The 21,086-nt window shown below is 41.5% G+C and carries 20 protein-coding genes; 17 read left to right on the forward strand and 3 right to left on the reverse strand.

Annotated features, from left to right (window positions below; all coding sequences use genetic code 11):
- The first annotated feature begins 235 nt into the window (after window positions 1-235).
- Genes ccmA through GCHA_RS12075 form a run of 10 tightly spaced genes read left to right on the forward strand, consistent with a single transcriptional unit; the run spans window position 236 to window position 8,110 of the window.
- Window positions 236-865: a cytochrome c biogenesis heme-transporting ATPase CcmA gene (gene ccmA / locus GCHA_RS12030; RefSeq protein ID WP_039992373.1), complete on the forward strand. Its 630-nt coding sequence runs from the start codon at window positions 236-238 to the stop codon at window positions 863-865.
- Window positions 862-1,530, forward strand: coding sequence for a heme exporter protein CcmB (ccmB, locus tag GCHA_RS12035; RefSeq protein WP_007988532.1), 669 nt, complete (start codon window positions 862-864; stop codon window positions 1,528-1,530). The genes ccmA and ccmB overlap by 4 nt, the downstream gene beginning before the upstream one ends.
- On the forward strand, window positions 1,530-2,276 hold the full coding sequence (locus GCHA_RS12040) for a heme ABC transporter permease (protein WP_007988533.1): 747 nt from the start codon (window positions 1,530-1,532) through the stop codon (window positions 2,274-2,276). Before ccmB ends, GCHA_RS12040 begins: the two co-directional genes overlap by 1 nt.
- Window positions 2,277-2,279: 3 nt before the next feature.
- A complete protein-coding gene (ccmD, locus tag GCHA_RS12045; protein ID WP_007988536.1) occupies window positions 2,280-2,543 on the forward strand; it encodes a heme exporter protein CcmD in 264 nt (87 codons plus the stop codon).
- Complete coding sequence (ccmE, locus tag GCHA_RS12050; RefSeq protein ID WP_007988537.1) at window positions 2,540-3,034, forward strand: cytochrome c maturation protein CcmE; 495 nt, start codon at window positions 2,540-2,542, stop codon at window positions 3,032-3,034. The genes ccmD and ccmE overlap by 4 nt, the downstream gene beginning before the upstream one ends.
- Window position 3,035: 1 nt before the next feature.
- Complete coding sequence (locus GCHA_RS12055) at window positions 3,036-5,066, forward strand: heme lyase CcmF/NrfE family subunit (protein WP_007988539.1); 2,031 nt, start codon at window positions 3,036-3,038, stop codon at window positions 5,064-5,066.
- Window positions 5,066-5,638, forward strand: a complete 573-nt coding sequence (locus GCHA_RS12060; protein WP_007988541.1) for a redoxin family protein — start codon at window positions 5,066-5,068, stop codon at window positions 5,636-5,638. Before GCHA_RS12055 ends, GCHA_RS12060 begins: the two co-directional genes overlap by 1 nt.
- Window positions 5,635-6,084 carry a cytochrome c-type biogenesis protein gene (locus GCHA_RS12065; RefSeq protein ID WP_007988543.1) on the forward strand — a complete coding sequence of 150 codons (450 nt, stop codon included), beginning with the start codon at window positions 5,635-5,637 and terminating at the stop codon, window positions 6,082-6,084. Before GCHA_RS12060 ends, GCHA_RS12065 begins: the two co-directional genes overlap by 4 nt.
- Window positions 6,081-7,346, forward strand: coding sequence for a c-type cytochrome biogenesis protein CcmI (gene ccmI / locus GCHA_RS12070; RefSeq protein WP_007988544.1), 1,266 nt, complete (start codon window positions 6,081-6,083; stop codon window positions 7,344-7,346). Before GCHA_RS12065 ends, ccmI begins: the two co-directional genes overlap by 4 nt.
- A complete protein-coding gene (locus GCHA_RS12075) occupies window positions 7,343-8,110 on the forward strand; it encodes an MlaA family lipoprotein (RefSeq protein WP_007988546.1) in 768 nt (255 codons plus the stop codon). Before ccmI ends, GCHA_RS12075 begins: the two co-directional genes overlap by 4 nt.
- 89 nt (window positions 8,111-8,199) lie before the next feature.
- On the opposite strand, the gene galE is transcribed toward GCHA_RS12075, so the two are convergent.
- The 3 genes from galE to GCHA_RS12090 form a co-directional block, all read right to left on the reverse strand.
- Entirely contained in the window at window positions 8,200-9,216 is a 1,017-nt protein-coding gene (galE, locus tag GCHA_RS12080; RefSeq protein ID WP_007988548.1) for a UDP-glucose 4-epimerase GalE, read from the reverse strand.
- A 4-nt stretch (window positions 9,217-9,220) separates the two neighbouring features.
- Window positions 9,221-9,520 (reverse strand): DUF6170 family protein, encoded by a 300-nt coding sequence (locus GCHA_RS12085; protein WP_007988550.1) that lies wholly within the window; start codon window positions 9,518-9,520, stop codon window positions 9,221-9,223.
- 135 nt (window positions 9,521-9,655) lie between these two features.
- Window positions 9,656-11,143, reverse strand: a complete 1,488-nt coding sequence (locus tag GCHA_RS12090; protein ID WP_007988551.1) for a peptide MFS transporter — start codon at window positions 11,141-11,143, stop codon at window positions 9,656-9,658.
- A 597-nt stretch (window positions 11,144-11,740) separates the two neighbouring features.
- On the opposite strand from GCHA_RS12090, the gene GCHA_RS12095 reads away from it, so the two are divergent.
- The 7 genes from GCHA_RS12095 (at window position 11,741) to GCHA_RS12125 (ending at window position 21,086) form a co-directional block, all read left to right on the forward strand.
- Window positions 11,741-14,509 (forward strand): SLBB domain-containing protein, encoded by a 2,769-nt coding sequence (locus tag GCHA_RS12095; protein WP_007988553.1) that lies wholly within the window; start codon window positions 11,741-11,743, stop codon window positions 14,507-14,509.
- 30 nt (window positions 14,510-14,539) lie between these two features.
- On the forward strand, window positions 14,540-15,526 hold the full coding sequence (locus GCHA_RS12100; RefSeq protein WP_007988555.1) for a Wzz/FepE/Etk N-terminal domain-containing protein: 987 nt from the start codon (window positions 14,540-14,542) through the stop codon (window positions 15,524-15,526).
- Window positions 15,527-15,533: 7 nt separating this feature from the next.
- Window positions 15,534-16,661 carry a non-hydrolyzing UDP-N-acetylglucosamine 2-epimerase gene (gene wecB / locus GCHA_RS12105; protein WP_039992376.1) on the forward strand — a complete coding sequence of 376 codons (1,128 nt, stop codon included), beginning with the start codon at window positions 15,534-15,536 and terminating at the stop codon, window positions 16,659-16,661.
- Window positions 16,662-16,670: 9 nt separating this feature from the next.
- The gene (locus GCHA_RS12110) at window positions 16,671-17,726 is read left to right on the forward strand and encodes a glycosyltransferase (RefSeq protein ID WP_007988558.1); all 1,056 of its coding nucleotides are present in this window, start codon (window positions 16,671-16,673) and stop codon (window positions 17,724-17,726) included.
- Entirely contained in the window at window positions 17,723-18,652 is a 930-nt protein-coding gene (locus GCHA_RS12115; protein ID WP_007988560.1) for a hypothetical protein, read from the forward strand. Before GCHA_RS12110 ends, GCHA_RS12115 begins: the two co-directional genes overlap by 4 nt.
- A 104-nt stretch (window positions 18,653-18,756) precedes the next feature.
- Complete coding sequence (locus tag GCHA_RS12120; protein WP_153810712.1) at window positions 18,757-19,998, forward strand: O-antigen polymerase; 1,242 nt, start codon at window positions 18,757-18,759, stop codon at window positions 19,996-19,998.
- 2 nt (window positions 19,999-20,000) lie between these two features.
- Window positions 20,001-21,086, forward strand: coding sequence for a glycosyltransferase family protein (locus GCHA_RS12125; RefSeq protein WP_007988563.1), 1,086 nt, complete (start codon window positions 20,001-20,003; stop codon window positions 21,084-21,086).

Consider the following 21,086-nt stretch of genomic DNA (forward strand, 5'->3'; position numbering starts at 1 on the left):
TATTGCTCGTAAATGGAATTATTACTTGTAATCTCTATGCGCTATCTTCGATATTCTCTAGGTATTCACATTAATTAAATCAAGTTAGATAATAATTTTATACCGGTCATTCTTTAGGCCTAGGTAAATGCATCTTTAGTACATGAATTGATACGACTTATTTGTTTTTCTGAGTATTCCAGATTGCCGCGCTGTGATATTATCGCCGCGTTTTTTTGTCGACTCAGAGACCATTTTGCCGTTACTTTGTGCCCAACAATTATCCGTTTCCAAGCGTGATAGACTGCTATTTAATGAGATAAGTTTCTCTGTAGCGGCCGGAGAGTTGATGTATATAAAAGGCCCAAATGGTGCAGGTAAAACGAGTTTGCTTAGGGTGCTAACAGGGCTCGTCAGTCCCGATGAGGGAGCCGTGCTGTTTGAAGAGCAAAACATCATAAAATCCCGAGAACAATATCACCAGCAATTACTGTATTTTGGCCATGCATTGGGTGTGAATCGCAGCCTCAACGCCTTAGAAAACTTGCGTTTTTGGTGCGCTCAGCATGGCGTTGAGCATAATGATGCGGAGATCTATGAGGTTTTAGCTCTGCTCGGTTTAGTTGGCCTAGAAGATGTAACCGTAAGCCATTTATCCGCTGGCCAGCAAAGACGGGTTGCCCTTGCTCGATTTTGGTTACAAACCGCAGCGCGTGTGTGGATTTTAGATGAACCCTTTACCGCATTAGACGTACAAGGAATAGCGCTGCTTAACAACAGAATTGTTGCCCATTTGAAACAAGGTGGTTGTGTGGTGATGACATCACATCAGGCACTGGACGTCGATTATCCAACCAAAGAGCTGCAGTTGGAGTACCGCATATGAGCATGGCTTTAAAAGCGGTTTTCGAAAGGGATTTGGCTTTGGCTTATCGCCAGCGCTCTGAGTTAATGCAGCCAATGATGTTTTTCATATTGGTGATCAGTTTATTCCCTTTAGGAATTGGGCCAAATCCAGAAACTTTGCAAAAAGTGGGCCCTGGCGTGATTTGGGTGGCGGCAATTCTGTCATCTTTACTCGGCATGGAGCGTCTATTCAAAGATGATTACAATGATGGCTCTTTGGAGCAAATCATGTTGTCAGCTACGCCACTGCCGTTAGTTGTGCTGGTAAAGGTGTTGGCCCACTGGTTGACGAGTATAGTACCGCTATTGTTGCTATCGCCGTTGTTAGCGCTTTTTCTGAATTTGACTGAACCCATGTATTGGGCGCTATTGAGTACACTTTTACTGGGCACCCCTTTATTAAGCTTAGTGGGAGCGATAGCCGTCGGGTTAACACTTGGTTTGAACCGAGGCGGTGTGTTATTGGCGCTACTTTTGCTGCCGGTGTTTATTCCTTTGCTCATTTTTGCCACCGCAGCAGTTGAAGCTGCATCGTTACAATTACCCTACAGCGCACAATTAGCCATTATTGGTGCGATGTTATTAATCTCTTTAGCGCTGGCGCCTTTTGCCATCGCTTACGCATTACGAGTGAGTCAGAACTAATGTGGAAATGGTTACATCCTTACGCGAAAACGCAAAACGCCTACCAGCTGTGTGAGCGTTTACTACCTTGGTTTGTAGTATCGGCTTTTATCTCATTTACCTTGGGTATGGTTTGGGGCTTGTTGTTTGCTCCGTCTGATTACCAACAAGGGGATTCGTTTCGCATTATCTACATTCATGTCCCCAGCGCCATTTTATCAATGGGCGCATACAGTGCCATGGCGATTTCTGCGTTTATTGGGTTAGTGTGGCAGGTGCGCACGGCTTTTATGGCCATGATAGCGTTAGCACCCATTGGGGCTGTCGTCACCTTTATTGCGTTATTCACCGGCGCTGCATGGGGTAAACCTATGTGGGGAACATGGTGGGTGTGGGATGCGCGCTTAACATCTGAACTTATTTTATTGTTTTTGTATTTGGGGGTTATTTCTTTATATGCCTCATTTGAAGACAAGCAACAAGCAGGTAAAGCTGCAGGTGTGATGGCAATAGTCGGCGTGGTGAACTTGCCAATCATCCATTTTTCTGTGGAGTGGTGGAATACACTGCATCAAGGGGCAAGTATTACTAAATTCGATAAGCCCTCGGTTGCGCCTGACATGCTTTGGCCGTTATTGATTAGCATTCTAGGCTTGGCGCTGGTGATGGCGGCGATATTTATTCGACGCTTACAGAACGAGATTTTGCGTCGCGAGCTTCATCGTCCTTGGGTTCAAGCGTTAGTCGCCGAAGCGAAAGGGAAATAATATATGCAGTTTGAAAGTTTTAGTGCATTTGTAGATATGGGTGGTTACGGGTTTTACGTGTGGCTGTCTTTTGGCGTGAGTTTGTTGGCTTTAGGCATACTTGCGTTCGATGCGGCTCGTCAGAAAAAAGTGTTGTTTAACGCCGTCGAAAAAGAACAAGCACGAAAGATACGTATTAAAGCGGCGAAAACATCTGCAACCAGCCAAGTGAAATCAAGTTATTCTGAGGCACAAGCGTCGCCACGAAATGAGGAAATGAAACAATGAACCCTAGACGTCAAAAACGCCTGGTCGTGATCTCCACTATCGTATTGGTTATCGGTGCGGCAATTGGTTTAATGTTATATGCGTTGAGTCAAAATATTGATCTGTTTTACACCCCTTCAGAAGTGATTGATGGCAAACAAATAGGCCAGGTGAAAGAGATACCGCAAGTAGGCCAGCGCTTACGTATTGGCGGTATGGTGGTTCCCGGTTCTGTAAAGCGTGACAATGACAGCTTGGCGGTAAGTTTTGATTTAGTAGATACAGGGCCAGCGGTGACCGTCAGTTATCACGGGTTATTACCTGACTTATTCCGTGAAGGGCAGGGCATTGTTGCCACTGGCGTTTTGACGGCTTCGAATCATATTGAAGCGCATGAGGTGCTGGCAAAACACGATGAAGAATACATGCCCCCAGAGTTGGCTGAAAAAATGAAAGGCATCAAACACGTGAAGCCTGAACAAGCATACTCAACACCAAAAGTGAGCGGTTAATATGGTTGCTGAGCTAGGAAATATCTCTCTTGTTTTAGCATTGCTAATGGCGATATCGCTCGCTATTTATCCTTTGTGGGGCGCACAAAAAGACCACTTAAAACTGATGCAAATGGCTAAACCTCTCGCCATTGGTATGTTCGCCTTTACGTTGTTTGCTTATATCTGTTTAACCTGGGCATTTGTGCATGATGACTTTAGCCTAGCGTATGTGGCGAGTACTTCTAATAGTACATTACCGCTTGTTTATAAATACACAGCTGTGTGGGGCGGGCACGAAGGTTCGTTTTTACTGTGGGTGATGATCTTTTCAATCTGGACTGTGGCCGTCGCCTTATTCAGTAAAGCAATAGAGCTGAAAATGGTCGCCCGTGTGTTGTCTATTCTTGGCATGGTCGCCATCGGCTTTTACTTATTTATGCTACTCACTTCAAATCCGTTTGATGTGTTGTTGCCGTTCTACCCCGTTGACGGACGTGACTTAAACCCGCTGTTGCAAGACTTTGGCATGATCATTCACCCGCCTATGTTGTATATGGGCTATGTCGGGTTTTCTGTCGCCTTCGCGTTCGCCTTAGCCGCGTTGATTTCTGGGCAGTTAGATTCAACCTGGGCGCGCTGGTCTCGCCCATGGACGATTGCTGCATGGTCGTTTCTGACCGTAGGGATCGCATTAGGCAGTTGGTGGGCGTATTACGAACTTGGTTGGGGCGGATGGTGGTTCTGGGATCCTGTCGAAAATGCCTCGTTTATGCCTTGGCTTGTTGGCACAGCTTTAATGCACAGCTTGGCGGTGACCGAAAAACGTAAAGTATTTAAATCGTGGACAGTATTACTGGCGATTGCAGCATTCTCACTGAGCCTACTTGGAACGTTTTTGGTGCGCTCAGGTATTTTGGTATCAGTGCATTCCTTTGCCAGTGATCCAAGCCGCGGCATGTTTATTCTTGGCTTGTTGGTGGTGGTAATAGGTGGCTCTTTATTGCTGTTTGCATTACGTGCGCCACAGCTAAAAGGAGCAGGGCGTTATCAATTGTTTTCACGCGAGGTTATGCTCGCAGGTAACAATGTGTTTTTAAGCGCTGCCTGTCTTGTAGTGCTGTTAGGTACACTGCTGCCTTTAGTCCATAAAGAACTTGGCTTGGGCTCTATCTCCATTGGCGCGCCCTTTTTCAATCAAATGTTTAGCTATTTAATTGTGCCATTTGTGCTGCTTATGGGCATTGGGCCTTTATCTCGTTGGAAAAACCAACAACCGTCAGCGCTATATAAGCAGTTATTGCTCGCCTTCGGACTGAGCTTGTCTGCCGCCATATTAGTCACAGCAAATTTCGAGCAAACGTCTTACATGGCGGCGCTGGGCATGGTGATGGGGTTCTGGATTGTGGTGACAACCATCATGGAAATACACCAACGCATTAATGCTGATAAAAAGCTGTCTCAGCAACCGATTTTATCCGCGCTGCGCAAGCTTACCCCCAGCCATTGGGGCATGGTAGTCGGTCACTTGGGCTTTGCTGTGAGTATTATGGGTATCACTTTGGTGAGCAATTACAACCAAGAAAAGCACGTGCGTATGGCCTATGGCGAAACGGTGCAACTGATGGGCTATGACTTCACCTTCAACGGTGTGAGCAATGTTAAAGGGCCAAACTATACAGGTTATCAAGCACATGTAGTGGCAAAACAAGACGGAGAAGTCGTTGCGAATTTAGAAGCTGAAAAACGTATTTATACCGTTCAGCGTAATGTTATGACCGAAGCAGGGATAGATTCGAATATCCACCGTGACTTATTTGTTGCCCTTGGCGAACAACTTGATGACGGCGACTGGGCGTTACGAATATACGTGAAACCATTTGTAAACTGGATTTGGGCTGGAGCCTTCATTATGGGCTTTGGTGGTATTTTGTCGATATCTGACAAGCGCTACCGCATGCAAGCGATGGCGAGCAAAAAAGCCGTGAAAAACAAAGCAAAAATGAACTCAGTAGAAGCGTCAGCTTCTCAAGATGCAGTGGAGTCTCAATAATGAGAAAGGTTTCATTTTTCGTATTGCCCTTAATATTGTTTGTGGGCTTAGCGATATTCCTATTTCAAGGGTTGTTTAGCGACCCCAGAGAACACGAATCGACCTTGCTGAACAAACCCGTACCTAGTTTTGTATTGCCCGATTTGATGAACACGGATCTTACCTACACAACCGAAGTATTCGTAGGCAAGGTCACGTTGTTGAACGTATGGGGTGTATGGTGCGTTACATGTGCCGTGGAAATTCCATTTTTAGAGCAACTTAAAAACGAAGGAAAGCACATAGTCGGTCTGTATTACGATCAGGACATTGACCCCGACTTCGGGATAAAAACGGTTGAGCGAGTACAGCAGGAAGTAGAGCAAAAGCTCGGTCAGTTGGGTAACCCTTATGCGTACAATATTTTTGATGTGAAGCGCGATCTGTCGTTAGATTTAGGGGTAACTGGTGCACCTGAAACCTTTTTAATAGACAAGCAAGGTAAGGTGCGTTTACACCATATCGGCGATATTAACCCTAGAGTGTGGCAGAACAAGTTTGCATCTGTGTATCAGGAGTTAATCGCGGAATGATGCGTTTTAAAGCTCTAATTTTTCTTTCATTTGCCTGGTTTAGTGCATACACATCGGCCAGTGAAGAGACCTATCAATTTGAAACAGATGCCCAAAGTGCATTGTTCTTTGAATTAACCAAAGAATTACGCTGCCCTATGTGTCAGAACCAAAACATTGCTGATTCTGATGCCATGATTGCAGCTGACTTACGACGAAAAGTATACCAGCTGGTAAATGAAGGGCAGTCTCGTGAGGAAATTATCGATTACATGAAGCAGCGCTACGGTGACTTTGTTTATTACCAGCCGCCGGTGAATGCCACCACAATTTGGTTATGGTTATTGCCACTGATATTCGTATTCATCGGTATTGTGCTTGTGATCAGAAGTCGTCAGCAAAAGCCAGTGACGCAAGATAACGCAAAGCTTGAAGCAGCAGAGAAGTTGTTGGAGGAAGACAAATGAGCGTATTTTGGATTGCGGGTATCGCTCTGTTTGCTCTGGCCGTTGGTATTGTTGCGTTTCCCTGGATTTTTGAAGGGCGTAAGCGTCAGGATACGCTAACAAACACGCGGCTTATTCGCCAACGTTTGAATGAACTTGAACGTGAAGAGCGTGAGGGCTTGTTAAGTCACGAAGACCGGCTTGAAACCGAGAAAGACTTGAAAATTGCGTTACTAGATGAGCAAGAACACGCGCAACAGAAAATAACATCTGCTCGCGGTGTTTTACTTATTGGCGGGATACTGAGTGTTGTTGGTGTCGCGGTTTTGTATTGGCAAGTTAACAATGTGAGTGAGCTTGAGAATTGGCAAGATGCAAAAGCAAAGTTACCTGAATTAGCTGAGCGTATTGTCACTCAAGGGGATGCGTCAGTCACCGAGCAGGATCTAGAGAAATTTGCATTGGGTTTAAGAACAAAGCTGATCGGCTCTGATGACGATGCCATTGGCTGGACGCTTCTCGGGCGTGTATATGTTGCTATTAATCATATTGAAAGCGCTATGGACTCGTTTGAACGTGCACTTGCCATTGAGCCAGATAATATTGAAACGCTCGCCAGTTACAGCCAGGTATTGTTAATGGTGAATCAAGAGAGTTATCTCGCTCAAGCGAAGATGCACCTTAATCACATATTAGAGTTAGACCCTCAAAACACCGGCGCACTGGGTATGCTAGCGATGGCTGCTACTCAGCAAGGTGATAAAACGCTTGCGATTAATACATGGCAACGGCTGAAAGCGTTCGTACCTGAAGATGCCCCGATTTACGCTTCAATTGAAGCGCAAATAGCGCAATTAGAAGGAAATGAACCCGCAGCTCCCGAGTTGCTTGAGCAGGGCGCGCCTTTAACAGATGAACAGGACAGCGCGGCAGTGCTAGTGACCGTTAACGTTAGGTTAGATGATTCACTTACAGACAAAAAACCGCAAGATGGCTATTTGTTTGTGTTCGCTCAAGACGCAAATGGTGAGAGTAGAATGCCCGCTGCCGTGGTGAAAATGCCGTTAGGTGATTTACCTGTGAGCGTTGAATTGTCAGACAGCAATTCAGTTATGCCGACGTTAAAATTGTCGCAATTATCACAGGTACGCTTGGTGGCTAAAATATCTCGCACTGGAAACGTTATGGAAACAAGCGGTGATTTACAAGGAACGTTAGAAGTGACACTTAACGAAGCTGAAAATACACAACAAACGATATTAATTAATGAGGAATTACCGTGAATAAGGCGAAGATAGGTGCACTGTTTTTTGTGTTATTAACCTTGGGCGGCTGCGCATCAAGTAGCAATACCGATGAGCAAGCAAGCGAATATAACGATCCGAAAGACCCGTTTGAGTCGGTTAACCGCACATTCTGGGATTTTAACTATGACATCCTTGATAACTACGTTCTACGCCCTGTCACAGTCGTTTATGTTGACTACACGCCGCAGTTCGCACGTACCGGTTTATTTAACGCAGCATTAAACCTTGAAGAGCCTTCAAACTCTTTAAATAACTTACTGCAAGGTAAGTTAGATGGCATGTTGATCAGCCTTGGGCGCTTTTTATTGAATTCGACCGTGGGGCTATTAGGCACAATTGATGTAGCCACCGAGTTAGGCTTAACACGCAAAGAAGAAGAGTTTGGTGAAACATTAGGGAAATGGGGCGTAGGTACCGGGCCTTATTTAATGATACCTGCTTTAGGACCTAACGATATTCGAAGCGGTGTGGGTGATGTAGTCGATACATCTTATACACCGTTAGATGCGCTTAATTTTTATTTTGCAGCTTTTCGAACAGGTATCAAAGTACTTGAAAGCCGCGCCGCTTTAATGTCTCAGGAACAACAACTTAATCAATCTGCTGATCCTTACAGCTTTGTTAAGAATGCTTATTTCCAAAACTTAGAGTTTAAAGTGAAAGACGGCAAGGTTGAAAAAACGCAAGAAGAAGAAGCATTAGAAGATGATATTGATGCTTACTTAAATAGCCTCGAATAGCGGTTAAGACTTAACAAACTTTATAATAAAAAGCCCGATTAACTTAGGTTAATCGGGTTTTTATGGTTTTATTAGATTAACAAAACTGTTTACTTGTAGCCGTTAGGGTTATTCGATTGCCAGTTCCAAGAGTCTCTGCACATATCAGCTAGCCCTTTTTCTGCTTTCCAGTCTAAGGCTTCGCTGGCAAGTTTCGGATCTGCGTAGCAGGCCGCTACGTCACCTTCGCGGCGCGGAACGAATTTGTAGGCGATGGTTTGTCCGCTTTGTTTTTCGAACTCTTTGACCATATCGATTACGCTGTACCCTTGGCCAGTACCTAGGTTGTAGGTAACTAAGCCAACATCACTTTGTAATTTGTCGAGTGCTTTAAGATGGCCTGCAGCTAAATCTTCAACGTGGATATAATCACGTACTCCGGTGCCATCAGGTGTATCGTAGTCATTACCAAAAACAGACAAATATTCACGTTTACCGGTAGCCACTTGCGTAATAAACGGCATTAGATTGTTAGGGATACCGTTTGGATCTTCGCCGATACGCCCAGATGGATGTGCGCCTGCTGGGTTAAAGTAACGCAGCACTGCGATATTCCAACTATTGTCTGACTTATATAAATCACGTAATACTAATTCGACCATTAATTTCGATTGGCCGTACGGATTAGTCGGTTGACCTGTGGGTAAACCTTCATGTAAGGGAAGTTCCACAGGGTCACCGTAAACAGTAGCAGATGAGCTAAACACTAAGCTTTTGACATTGTGCTTAGCCATTGATTCGCATAATACCAAGGTGCCATACACGTTATTGTTATAGTACATCAGCGGCTTTTCAACTGACTCACCAACGGCTTTAAGGCCAGCAAAGTGTATGACGGAGTCAACACTGTAATCAGTGAATAGCGCATCTAGCGTGGCAGCGTCACGGATATCACCCTCAACAAAGGTTACCTGCTTACCCGTTAGCTCTTCGACACGCTTTAGCGCCTCGGGAGAGGAATTACATAAGTTGTCCAGCACAACCACCTTGTTGTTGGTTTCCAACAACTGTAAAACCGTGTGGCTGCCAATGTAGCCAGCGCCGCCTGTTACTAAAATTGTTTGCATTGGGTTACTCTCCTTGGTGGTCAATTGGGGGAATGTATTTCGCGCACAAGCTGTATTGTATTGGCCTGAGCACAAGAGGATATAAGGCGGCTACTAATGCCGCCCAAAGCAACGAATACCAGCTTTCGGTGCTTCTAAATATTAGAATAAATATAGGCAAGAGTACTGCTAACTTTAAAACGTTGAGCAAAAGTTTTTCAGGCCCTGTTAGCCTGTTTTGCGCTTTTTGAATAGCCGCTAACCGCTCAGTAAGTGGTAAGTGGGCGATATTTGGTATGTCTCTAGATGAAAAATAGATCTTCATTTTACTCTTGCTTATCTAAAAGAAACGCCTAGCTGTATGAGAACAGGTAGGCGCTATTTATAGTATTATATTATTAATTCTTTCGCCACTGGCGAACGGCTATTCATCCGCTGGTCTGTTGACCTGCTTCGCCAATTAGGCTCGCTTATGTTCAGCTAGCTTTTCCCACGCTTTCGTTTTAAAGCTAAGTAAGAAAATAACGATACCAATAGCAATAGTGAATAAGCTGATTTGAAGATACAAATTAGGCATATCTTCCACTTTATTCGGATCAAAGTTACCAGCCAGTAAGCCAGCGATAACGTTACCGATAGAGTAGGTTAATACAAAAACGCCCATCATTTGACCAGCAAAACGTTTAGGTGAAAGCTTACTTACCGCTGCTAGCGCAACAGGGCTTAAGCATAACTCACCGACTGTATGTAAGAAGTAAGTAGCTACTAACCAGTATGGTGCAACGCGTAAACCGGTAGCAGCGGCTTGTGCCGCAAAGAACATCACCAAGAAGCCTGTTGCCATAATGATAAGGCCAACTGCACATTTCAGGCCGTATGAAGGCGTTAACATGCGTTTTGCTAAGTTTATCCATAAGGCGGCGAAAAACGGTGACAAAATGATGATGAAGAAAGAATTGGCCGATTGGAACCAAGCTGTCGGGATTTCAAAGCTACCTAACATACGCTCAGTGTAATCACGGCCGAATAAGTTAAGCGATGAGCCCGCTTGTTCAAACCCTGTCCAGAAAAAGATAGAAGCTAAACAAACCAAAAATAGTGCGCCTAAACTACGTTTTTCATTGCCGTCTAAATTACCGAAGAAAAACACACCTGCGTAATATGCTAAGAACACTACAGTAATAGCAATGGCAACATATTGCGCCATAGTGACTGGGTCAAAACTAAGCTGACCGCTGATCATCAAAAACGTTAATACGGCGAGGCCTATCATGGCTGCAGCGATGATTTGCCAAGAGCGTTTTGTAGCCTTCGCAGACATAGCAACCATAGGCTGCGCCCCAGCGCCATCAAGTTTGTAAATGGTCATGCGATACTGAATTAAGCCAATACCCATACCAATTGCAGCTGCACCAAACGCCCAGTGCCAACCCATTTCAACTTGTAAATAACCGCAAACAATATAACCAATGATGGAACCAAGGTTGATCCCTAAATAATACAGTGTGTAACCACTGTCACGGCGATCATCGTCATCAGCATAAAGCTGGCCGACCATAGCGCCAATATTTGGCTTCAAAAGGCCCGTACCTAACACAACAAGTACCAAACCAACGAAAAAAGTAGAATTGTTAGGAATAGCCAACACAATGTGGCCACACATGATGATTACACCGCCGTACCAAACTGCACGTTGCCCGCCAATTAGGCGGTCAGCTATCCAGCCGCCGGGTAACCCCATAAAATAAACGGCGCCGGTGTACAAACCGTATATCGCGGTAGCAGATGCCACCGTAATGACCAAGCCACCTTCTTGGATGCTTGCGGTCATAAAAAGGACTAACAAGGCACGCATGCCGTAATAACTCATGCGCTCCCACATTTCGGTAAAAAATAGGGTAGAAAGGCCCCCTGGTTGGCCTAAGAAATCTTTTATTTTGGTTGTCATATTACCTGCCGTAAACCTAGTTAGCGTCTTTCCGGTAGAAAAGGAACAGGAATGAAAGATGCTGAACCGTCTGGTTTTTGATTATTGTTTTTGCCGACTACTCTAGCGGTAGTTAACGATTTTCAGCCACGTTTATACTAGAGCTAAGGGATGAAGACAAGAAAGGCTGTACAATGTGGCTGTATTTATTCCTTCACTATTAGGGCTTAAATATGTTTGTGGCGCGTTTTTTCAGCAGTCTGCGAACCACTTCGGCCGAGCAAATGTGTGCGCGTATAGAGTTTTAGTATTGAAAGTACGGAGCGAGTTGTAAAGGGATGTATGCACTGCCTAGGAGGGAGTGCCATCAAAGAACCTGACACTTAATCATGGCTTATTGACTTAATCCATTAGGTTGCAGGGTTATTTCGCGGTCAAATTGTAACTGTGCCCTCTAAAATTTAAACACGAAAGATATACAACCCTCCGTTCATTGTGACTAAAACCATAGTCTAAATTAACCATTTCACTCAATAAGCAAATCATATATCATGCTGCCCCATTTATTTGGCACAATAGTACAGATTTCAACCTTCTGAGGCCCACAGGGATAGCAGTATGTTAAGAACGTTTAATTTTCAGATAATCGCATTGCTTGCGTTTATGTTTGTCGCGCCAGTGAACGCCGTTACGCCGTCTGCGCAACAAATTGAGCAATTTAAAAGCATGCCAAAAGCACAGCAAGAAGCGCTTGCTCGGCAAATGGGTATTGATTTATCTGACTTAAACCTTTCAGGGGGAAGTAATAGTAGCGTAGAAGTACAGCCTGAAAGCCAAGTTAACCGCTACGTTGACGACAACGAAATTGCTGCGCGTCTCGCTGAGCAAAGTGCGAATAAAAACAAAACCAAAGAATTAAAGCCATTCGGCTACGATTTGTTCGACTCATCAACGGCGACAGCCTCTTTTGCACCTCCTACTAATTTGCCTGTACCTGCCGATTATATCTTGGGCCCTGGTGACACTATTCGCGTGCAACTATTCGGCAAAGTGAGTGAACAACATTCATTGCAAGTAAACAATGAAGGCGTTATCGAAGTGCCAGACTTAGGCCCGATGAATGCAGCAGGGCTAAGCTACAACGAATTTAAACAGCAATTAACCCAGCGTTACAGTGAACAGGTTATTGGTGTCACGCCAAACATCAGTATGGGCGAGCTTCGTACAATCCAAGTTTATATGGTGGGCGAGGCGTATCAACCAGGCGCATATACAGTTAGTGCGCTATCAACCATTACTAATGCGTTGTTTTCAAGTGGCGGCATTAACGATGTGGGCTCGTTGCGCCATATTGAGCTTAAGCGAGCTGGCAAAACAGTCACCGAATTCGACTTGTACGACTTGTTGGTATTTGGTGACACAAGCAAAGACATGCGCTTGCAACAGGGTGACGTGATCTTTATCCCTATTGTGAAAAAGTTGGTAAGCGTTGACGGTGAGGTTCGACGCCCCGCTATTTACGAAGCCAAAGACAACGACACCATGGCTAGCATGTTAAACATTGCTGGTGGCTTATTACCGACAGCAGCGGCTAAAAGCTTACAAGTGGCACGTAGTACAGCCAGTGACGGTTTTGAAGTGAAAACTGTCAATATGCAAGACAGAGCAGGGCGCTCGTTAAAGCTATCAGCAGGTGACTTTATAAATGTACCCGCTGCGGGCAACGAGTTTAATAATGCGGTTGTGGTAATGGGGGCTTATGCTACCCCAGGCTTGACCCAATGGCGCCCAGGACTAATGTTATCTGATCTGGTTAATCGTAATAGCTTGATGGGCACAACAGACGTTGACTATGCCTTGATCATGCGCGGGGCTAAATTTGCGCGCCAGAGTGACATTATTCAATTTGAGCCAGCTAAAGTACTTTCTGGTGAAACTGACGTTGAATTGAATGCATTCGATAAAGTCGTATTTTTTAACCGTTTTACTCCCGTAGACCCTGAAGAGAGCGACAAACAGAGTGAAAAGAAGGGGAATGACTCTAAGCGTGCGACGAACCAACAAAAGCAAGGTACGCAGTATGTAAACAATATACCTATGCAAAGTGGGGCTAACGGCCAAGTAACAAGCAATACGCAAAACCCGCAATTTGAAAATACGTTACGCGACCAAAGTGCTGCAAGTAATTCACGGAATAACAAAGGCACCAAGGATGACGAAAACAATGAAGATAACAAAGCTAACCTCTTACAAGAATTAGATTTAGCCAGTTTCACAGAAAAGTATTTGATTTTAGAGAAAACGAAGTATCTGTCTCGGGAAGAACTATTAGCGCCTATTATTGAGCGCTTACAAAACGAGAGCACACAGAGCTCGCCAATGAAATTGGTTGAAATTACTGGGCAAGTAAAATTCCCCGGTGTTTACCCAGTACAGAAGAACGCGACTGTGCGCGACCTTATTTTAGCTGGTGGAGGCTTGTTAGAATCGGCTTATTTACAAAAAGCTGAAATATCGCGTACTAGCTTAGACAGCAGCAATGCGCTGCGTATAGAGCACATACAGATTGATTTAATAGATTCAATGCTCGGTAACAATAACATCGCCCTGCAAAGTAAAGACACGCTCAATGTGTTACGCACCCCTGATTGGCACGAAAACAAAAAAGTTGAGTTGGTAGGCGAGGTTGTTTTCCCTGGGGTTTATCAAATCAAAAAAGGCGAAACGCTTGCTCAGTTAATTGAGCGTGCAGGTGGCTTAACTGAAGAAGCGACCGTCAAGGCGGTAGTGTTTACTCGTGAAGAGTTAAAACAGCGTGAGCGTGAAAACCTAGACAAGTCAGTAGAGAACTTACGTCAGCAAATTGCTTCAACAAATTTATCTGGTAGTCAAAATGTTAAAACTATTGATTATCAAGAAGCCAAATTAATTTTAGATGAACTACTGCAGGTCGAGCCGGTGGGCCGATTAGTGATTGATATGCCGCAAATCATAGCAGGTAACCCCACAGCTGATTTATCACTTAAAGACGGCGACAAACTGTTTGTGCCTAATATTTCTTCTTCGGTTTCTGTAGTCGGTGAAGTGTTTGTACCGTCAACCCATATGTTTAAATACGGCAAAACACTCGAGCAATATGTAGCTAACTCTGGTGGTGAAACCGACCGCGCAGACATGGGCGATGTTTACATCGTTAAAGCTGATGGTTCAGTGACCATTCCTGAAACATCATTCTGGTTTAGCTCAAATGAGACAGTGTTAGAGCCAGGCGACACCATAGTGGTACCGCGTGACGTAACTAACTACGAGCGTTTAGGATTATGGCAAACCATTACCCAAATAGCCTATCAGTCAGCGATTGCGTTGATAGCAATTGGCAATCTTTAACTTGTTAAATGAGAAATTTGAGTAATTGAAATGACTTATACGAAAAGTAACACGCCAGAAAAAGACAAGGTTCAATACGTAGCGATATCGCCTGACATGTTTCAGGCGCAAAACAATGATGACGAAATAGATTTACGAGAGCTATGGAATGTAATTTGGCGCGGTAAGTGGCTAATTATTGCGATTACCACAATATTTGCAGTGGCATCCGTTTTTTACGCTTTAAGCCTTCCTAATATATATAGGTCAGAAGCTCTACTTGCCCCTGCGGATTCCGATCAGCAAGGTGGGTTATCAGGGCTTTCCGGACAACTAGGGGGCTTAGCATCTCTTGCTGGTGTAAATCTAGGTGGTGGTAAAACCGACAAAACTGCACTTGCTATCGAGATACTTAAATCCCGTGAGTTTTTTGCAAAGTTCGCTGAGAAACATCAAATCCTGCCGGATTTAGTGGCGGCTAAAGGTTGGGACCCTGTTTCGAATAAAACTATCTACGATGAGGACATCTATTCCTCTAAAAAAGGTGAGTGGATCAGAAATGTGAAGCCACCTAAGAGGCCTAAGCCGTCGATGCAGGAAGCAAAAATATATTTTGATAAAGCGTTCAAAATCAATAAATCAATAGATACTGGAATGATATCAATTGAGGTAATGCATTACTCCCCTTCTGTAGCTAAGCAATGGGTCGATTGGTCTATAGAAGACATTAATTTGGTAATGAAAAAACGCGATGAAGATGAAGCTAGAAAAAGTATAAGCTATCTAGAGAGTCAGCTATCAAAAACGAATATTGTTGAACAAAAAGCATTGCTATATCAATTAGTTGAAGAGCAAGCTAAAACATTAATGTTCGCAGAAGTTCGCAAAGAATATATATTTAAAACGATAGATAAAGCTTTAGTAACAGAAGAAAAAGTGTCGCCAAATAGAGCAATTATTGTTTCTATAGTAGTTATTTTTGCTGGTATATTAGCTTCCGTAATTCTGTTAGTTCGAAATTATATTAAATTCAAGTAGGGCAGTTGTGAAAATACTATCAATATTCGGTACAAGACCTGAGGCTATAAAAATGGCCCCTCTAATAAAAGCGTTATCAGATAACGAAAGTATTGAGTCTAAAGTCTGTGTGACAGCACAACACAGAGAAATGCTTGATCAGGTGTTAAAGCTATTCGAAATCGTACCTGATTACGATTTGAATATTATGAAATCTGGTCAAAATTTAAATCAAATCACTTCGCTTATTCTACAAGAATTAAAATTCGTACTAGGCGACTTTAAACCTAATCTTGTGCTGGTTCACGGTGATACGGCAACGACTTTTGCCGCTAGTTTGGCTGCATATTATGAACAAATACCTGTGGGCCATATAGAAGCGGGGCTACGCACCGGTAATATTTACTCTCCGTGGCCCGAAGAAGGAAATCGGAAGTTAACTGCTGCAATTGTAAGTTACCATTTCGCACCTACAGATACCGCAAAGCATAATTTGCTTAAAGAGAACTATGATGCATCAACTATAGAGGTGACTGGTAACACAGTCATTGACGCTTTGTTGATGACTAAATCAAAGATAGACAATGATACGTCTCTATCTATGACCCTAAACAACTCTTTTCCTATGATTAATAAATCACGAAAACTCATACTAGTAACGGGACATCGTAGAGAGAGTTTCGGAAGTGGGTTTGAACAAATATGCGAAGCTTTAGTAATTACCGCAAAAAGTTACCCTGATGTCCAAATCCTATATCCTGTTCATCTCAATCCGAATGTGCGTGAGCCTGTAAATCGAATACTGAGGGATATAGATAATATATATTTAATAGAGCCTCAAGAATATCTTCCATTTATATATTTAATGGATAGAGCTTATTTGATTTTGACTGATTCGGGGGGAATTCAAGAAGAAGCACCAAGTTTAGGCAAGCCCGTACTGGTCATGCGGGATACTACTGAGCGCCCTGAAGCGGTTAAAGCTGGTACAGTCAGGTTGATTGGTACAAACGTTCAGAACATTACATCAGCGATTAGCGAACTTATTGAAAATAATGATCTGTATGAAAAAATGAGCAGAGCACATAATCCTTATGGTGACGGGAGTGCATCTAAATATATCGTAAAAAGTATATTAAACGCTATGACAATTTAGAAGTAATCTATGAAAATTTTAGTATTGTGTGAAGCTTATCCTGAAAAAACTAAACCCTATCAATTAATGTATGTGCATACTCGGGTACGCGAATATTTAAAGCAAGGACTAGATGTTACAGTTTTATCATTCAGAGCCAATGATGATTATGAAATTGATGGTGTGCAGGTAAAGAAAGAGCAAAGATTAAATGCAGGCGATTTTGATTTGGTCATTTCCCACGCGCCAAACATCAGAAATCATATTCGTTATATTTTCAGATATCTAAAAAAGTCACAAATAGTTTTTTTTATACACGGACACGAAGCCTTAGACGTTACAAAGTACTATCCTGGCCGATATGATGGAACTAAATATCCAATATCAAGGAAATGCCTCGAGGTTATTAAGCTAACCTGCCTTAGGTTATTTCTAAACCAATTCAGTAAACAAATCCATATGATTTACGTTAGTAAATGGATGAAACGACATTTTTATAAGAATGTTAAGTTTAAGAAAGCGTTTTTAAGTGAAAACATAATAGCTAACTCAGTTAACGAATGCTACGTGTCAGCGTCTTGGGATAGAGAGTCAGAAAAAAAATTTGATTATATAACGATTAGACCTCTTAACGAAAAAAAATATGCAGTAGATGTTGTTTTAGAATATGCAAAAGCAAACCCTAGTAAGTTATTTGCTCTTTATGGTGAGGGAAACATTTTCGAATACATTGAGAAGCCTGAAAATGTTATACATTTTGAAAAATTTTTATTTGAAAACGAAATAGTGAAAGTGCTGAATATGTCAAAAGCAGCTTTCATGCCGACTCGTCTAGATGCTCAAGGAGTAATGGTGTGTGAAATGGCAACGTTTGGTATTCCGACTGTTACTTCAAATATTGATGTGTGTAAAGAGATATTTTCTGAGATTGATAATGTCGCTTTAATAGATAATGAATCGATACAACCCTTGCCTGATTTTGAACAAACGAAATTTGTTAAAAACCTCAAGTATTGCTCTGAAAATACTATTAACAGAGAGATAAAGCTTATTAATGATTTAAAACGAAATGAGGATTTAACATGACCGTACTGAGCCTAGGGGGATGGTATGTTGGTAATTCAGCGGTACTTGATTGGTTAGATGGATTCTCGTCTTATTATTATCTAAGAGGTGATTTCCATGATCTGAGAAAGTATGGGGGATTGTATGACTGTATTGTTGAAAAAGATCATCAGCGAAAATGTCAAATTGTAGATAGTGAATTAAAGCACTTTTGTAAGGGATTGCTCAGGCCTACAAAAGCGTTTTTCAACAAGTCAATAAATGGAAAGGTACCTAATCACCCGTCTTTGCTTAACTATAACATCCTGATGCTTTTTAATTATTTAACATTTAGAGTACACATTAGAAACAAGGATTTTGACCAACTTGCCTTTTGGAAAAAACGGCTAGCTATGCTCACTAAAATAAGCGATAACCGCGACGCAAAACTTGTATTACAAAATCCAACGTATTACGACGATATCGCGCCAGAGCATAGCGCTATTTGGCGTGAATTATTTGAAAATCCTAAAATGTTTTTTGTCCATCGCGACCCTGTCGACCAGTTTGTACAAATTTACTTAGCTGATGACTTGAAATATGGTAATACTAGGTTTAGAGCTGGCACAGAAAATTTAAACCCAGTAGAGCGATATTTTTATATAACAAAAAGAACTTATATTAGCAGAATAAATATGCTGAAAAAGTTTCCTCCAAATCAACTAGCGGTTATAAACTTTGAAAAGTTCGCATATGCCAGTGACGAAGCAATAAAACCGATACGTGATTTTTTCGATATTTGCTCGGAAAGAGAGTTTAACTTTAATTTTGAAATGACTAGAGGAAATGTAGGTCTTTCCAAGAAAAATGAAAATGTAGTTCATCATTTGAAAGAGTATTCAGGTCAATTAGAAGAATTATATCAATTACGAAATGAGTTGTCGGCTGCAGAGCATTCCGTAATTTAATGTACTTTTCATTTTTATCTCTTATTATTCTCCTTCTATCTAGCTTCATTTTTAAGAAGGTTGCGGGTAGTTTAGCTGTCCGAAATCTAAATATGATTAGCTGGATGTTTTATATAAACTTAATTCTTCAAAGCTTTATATCTTCTGTAATCGTTGTCAATGGATGGGAAGATCATTATCGAATTTCTAGACAATTAACCACGCAGGACTCTAGGTTATATGGTTGGCTAGCTGTTCAGTGGGTAATGTTAGCTATGCCAATTGCGATGTATATGATAGTGATTTTTTCGGGTTTTAAAAGTACAGAGCGGCAATACCTAACTTACATAAGAAAACCCATCGAAGAGTTTACATCGAGAAATAACAAAAGCCTATTTAAATTAATTTCGTTGCTAACTGGTATTTCATTACTTGCAGTATGTTATACATTTTATACAATCGGATTCATACCACAATTAAAGCTTTTTTCTTTGAGCGGACTATTATCAGCTGAGCTAAGAGAGGATGTAGGAAGAGGTTTTGAAGGGAGTTTTATATTTAGGAATATTTTTGCTTTAACTTTGACTCCAATTCTTTCTTATATTTGGTTCGCATATAGTTTTTATTACAAGAAACGACGCATGAAATTGGTTTTTTATATAATGTTAATAGCTAGCCTACTAATTGTTTCTTACAATTTAGCTAAATCTCCTATTGTATTTTACTTGATTGGTTTGTTGTTTCTAAACGTTTATATTAAGGGTGGTGTTAAAATATCAAAAATCGTATATTTATTTTTGTTTTTATTTTGTATTCTTATTTTTTCCTACTATCTAACTTTTGATTCATTTGATATTTTGCATCTGTTATCTATTAATAGTGGAATTGGAGGGCGAGTCTTATTAGGTCAGTCCATGGGAATATACTTTTCAATGGATGTATTTCCAAAACATCACGAATTTTTAGGCATGAACTCAGTCTCCCAATTTGTTTCTAATATCATTGGTAACGATTACTCTCCTAGATCTGCTCGAATATTAATGGAACATGTTAACCCCAAAGGTGTCGCAAATGGAACAGCTGGGTTAATGAACTCTCTGTATATAGGAGAGGCTTGGGCGAATTGGGGGATATTTGGAGTTTTTATTGCTCCATTTATAGTTGGATTTTATATTCAAACTATATTCATGTTTTTTATTACTTCAAAAAAACATCCTATATATTTAGGACTATTTGCTTATTTGTCGTTTAGACTGCCAGTTGTTGGCGGAGTAAATGATTTTATTTATAATCCGATCCATGTGATTTTATTTATAATATTTTTTAGTTATCTTTTTATGACGTCAAAATCTCGTCTAAGGAATTGAGTTTGAAAAGCATGATCTTTCATTATCCTGCACCTATTGTTGAAAATGGGAATGTAGCGAGTCAAATTAGACCTTACAAGATGCTTAAAGCTTTTGAAAATTCAGGATACAAAGTATTTCAAATTACGGGATATGGTAGTGAGCGAAGAAAAAAGTATCATTTATTGAAAAAGAAAATTAAAGATGGTTATGTGTTTGACTTCTTATATTCCGAATCATTAACAATACCAACTGCTCTAGCCGAACCTAACCATATACCTACTTTTCCTTTTTTAGACGCTAAGATATTTTTACGTTGTAATAAAGCTGACATTAAAGTTGGTTTGTTTTATCGTGATATTTATTGGAAGTTTGATGAAATTTATAACAGTCCAAATTATTTACATAAAATAGTCTCTAAGTTTTTTCACTATTACGATTTAATTTTGTATAGATATCAAGTTGACTTTTTGTTTTTACCGTCTATTGAAATGGCAGATTATATACCTTTAATTGATAGTGTTAAATGCATTGAACTGCCAGCTGGACATGATTTTAATACATGTATAAATAGCAATGACACGGATTCTAACAAACTTAATTTGCTATATGTTGGCGGATTTGGGCCAGGGTATCCTATGCAAAAGTTATTTAATACCTTGGAACTTTTGCCTAATGTTGAAATGACTCTCTGTACAAGGAAAAGTGATTGGTTGGCCAATCGCCAAAATGTTAAAATTCCGGCAAACGTTGAAGTAGTTCACAAATCAGGTGAAGAATTAGCTTCCTTGTACGAGGATAGCGATGTAGTGTCGCTCGTTTTAGAACCTCAAAGGTGGAGAAAGTTTGCGTTCCCGTTCAAGTTTTTTGAATATTTAGGTAACGGTAAACCTATTATCGCTATCATAGATAGCCCTCCAGGACGATTAGTAGAACAATTGGGCATTGGCTGGGCAATTAATTATACGGAAGAGGATATTTCTAAATTACTTAACTCTATAATGGACTGTCCAAGTTTGTTAAAAAAAGCGAAATCAAATATCGCTCTTAATCGTCCTAATCATACTTGGAAAGCCAGAGCTGATTCAGTTATAAGTAGGCTGACTTAG

The organism is Paraglaciecola chathamensis S18K6, assembly GCA_000314955.1.
GTDB lineage: Bacteria > Pseudomonadota > Gammaproteobacteria > Enterobacterales > Alteromonadaceae > Paraglaciecola > Paraglaciecola chathamensis.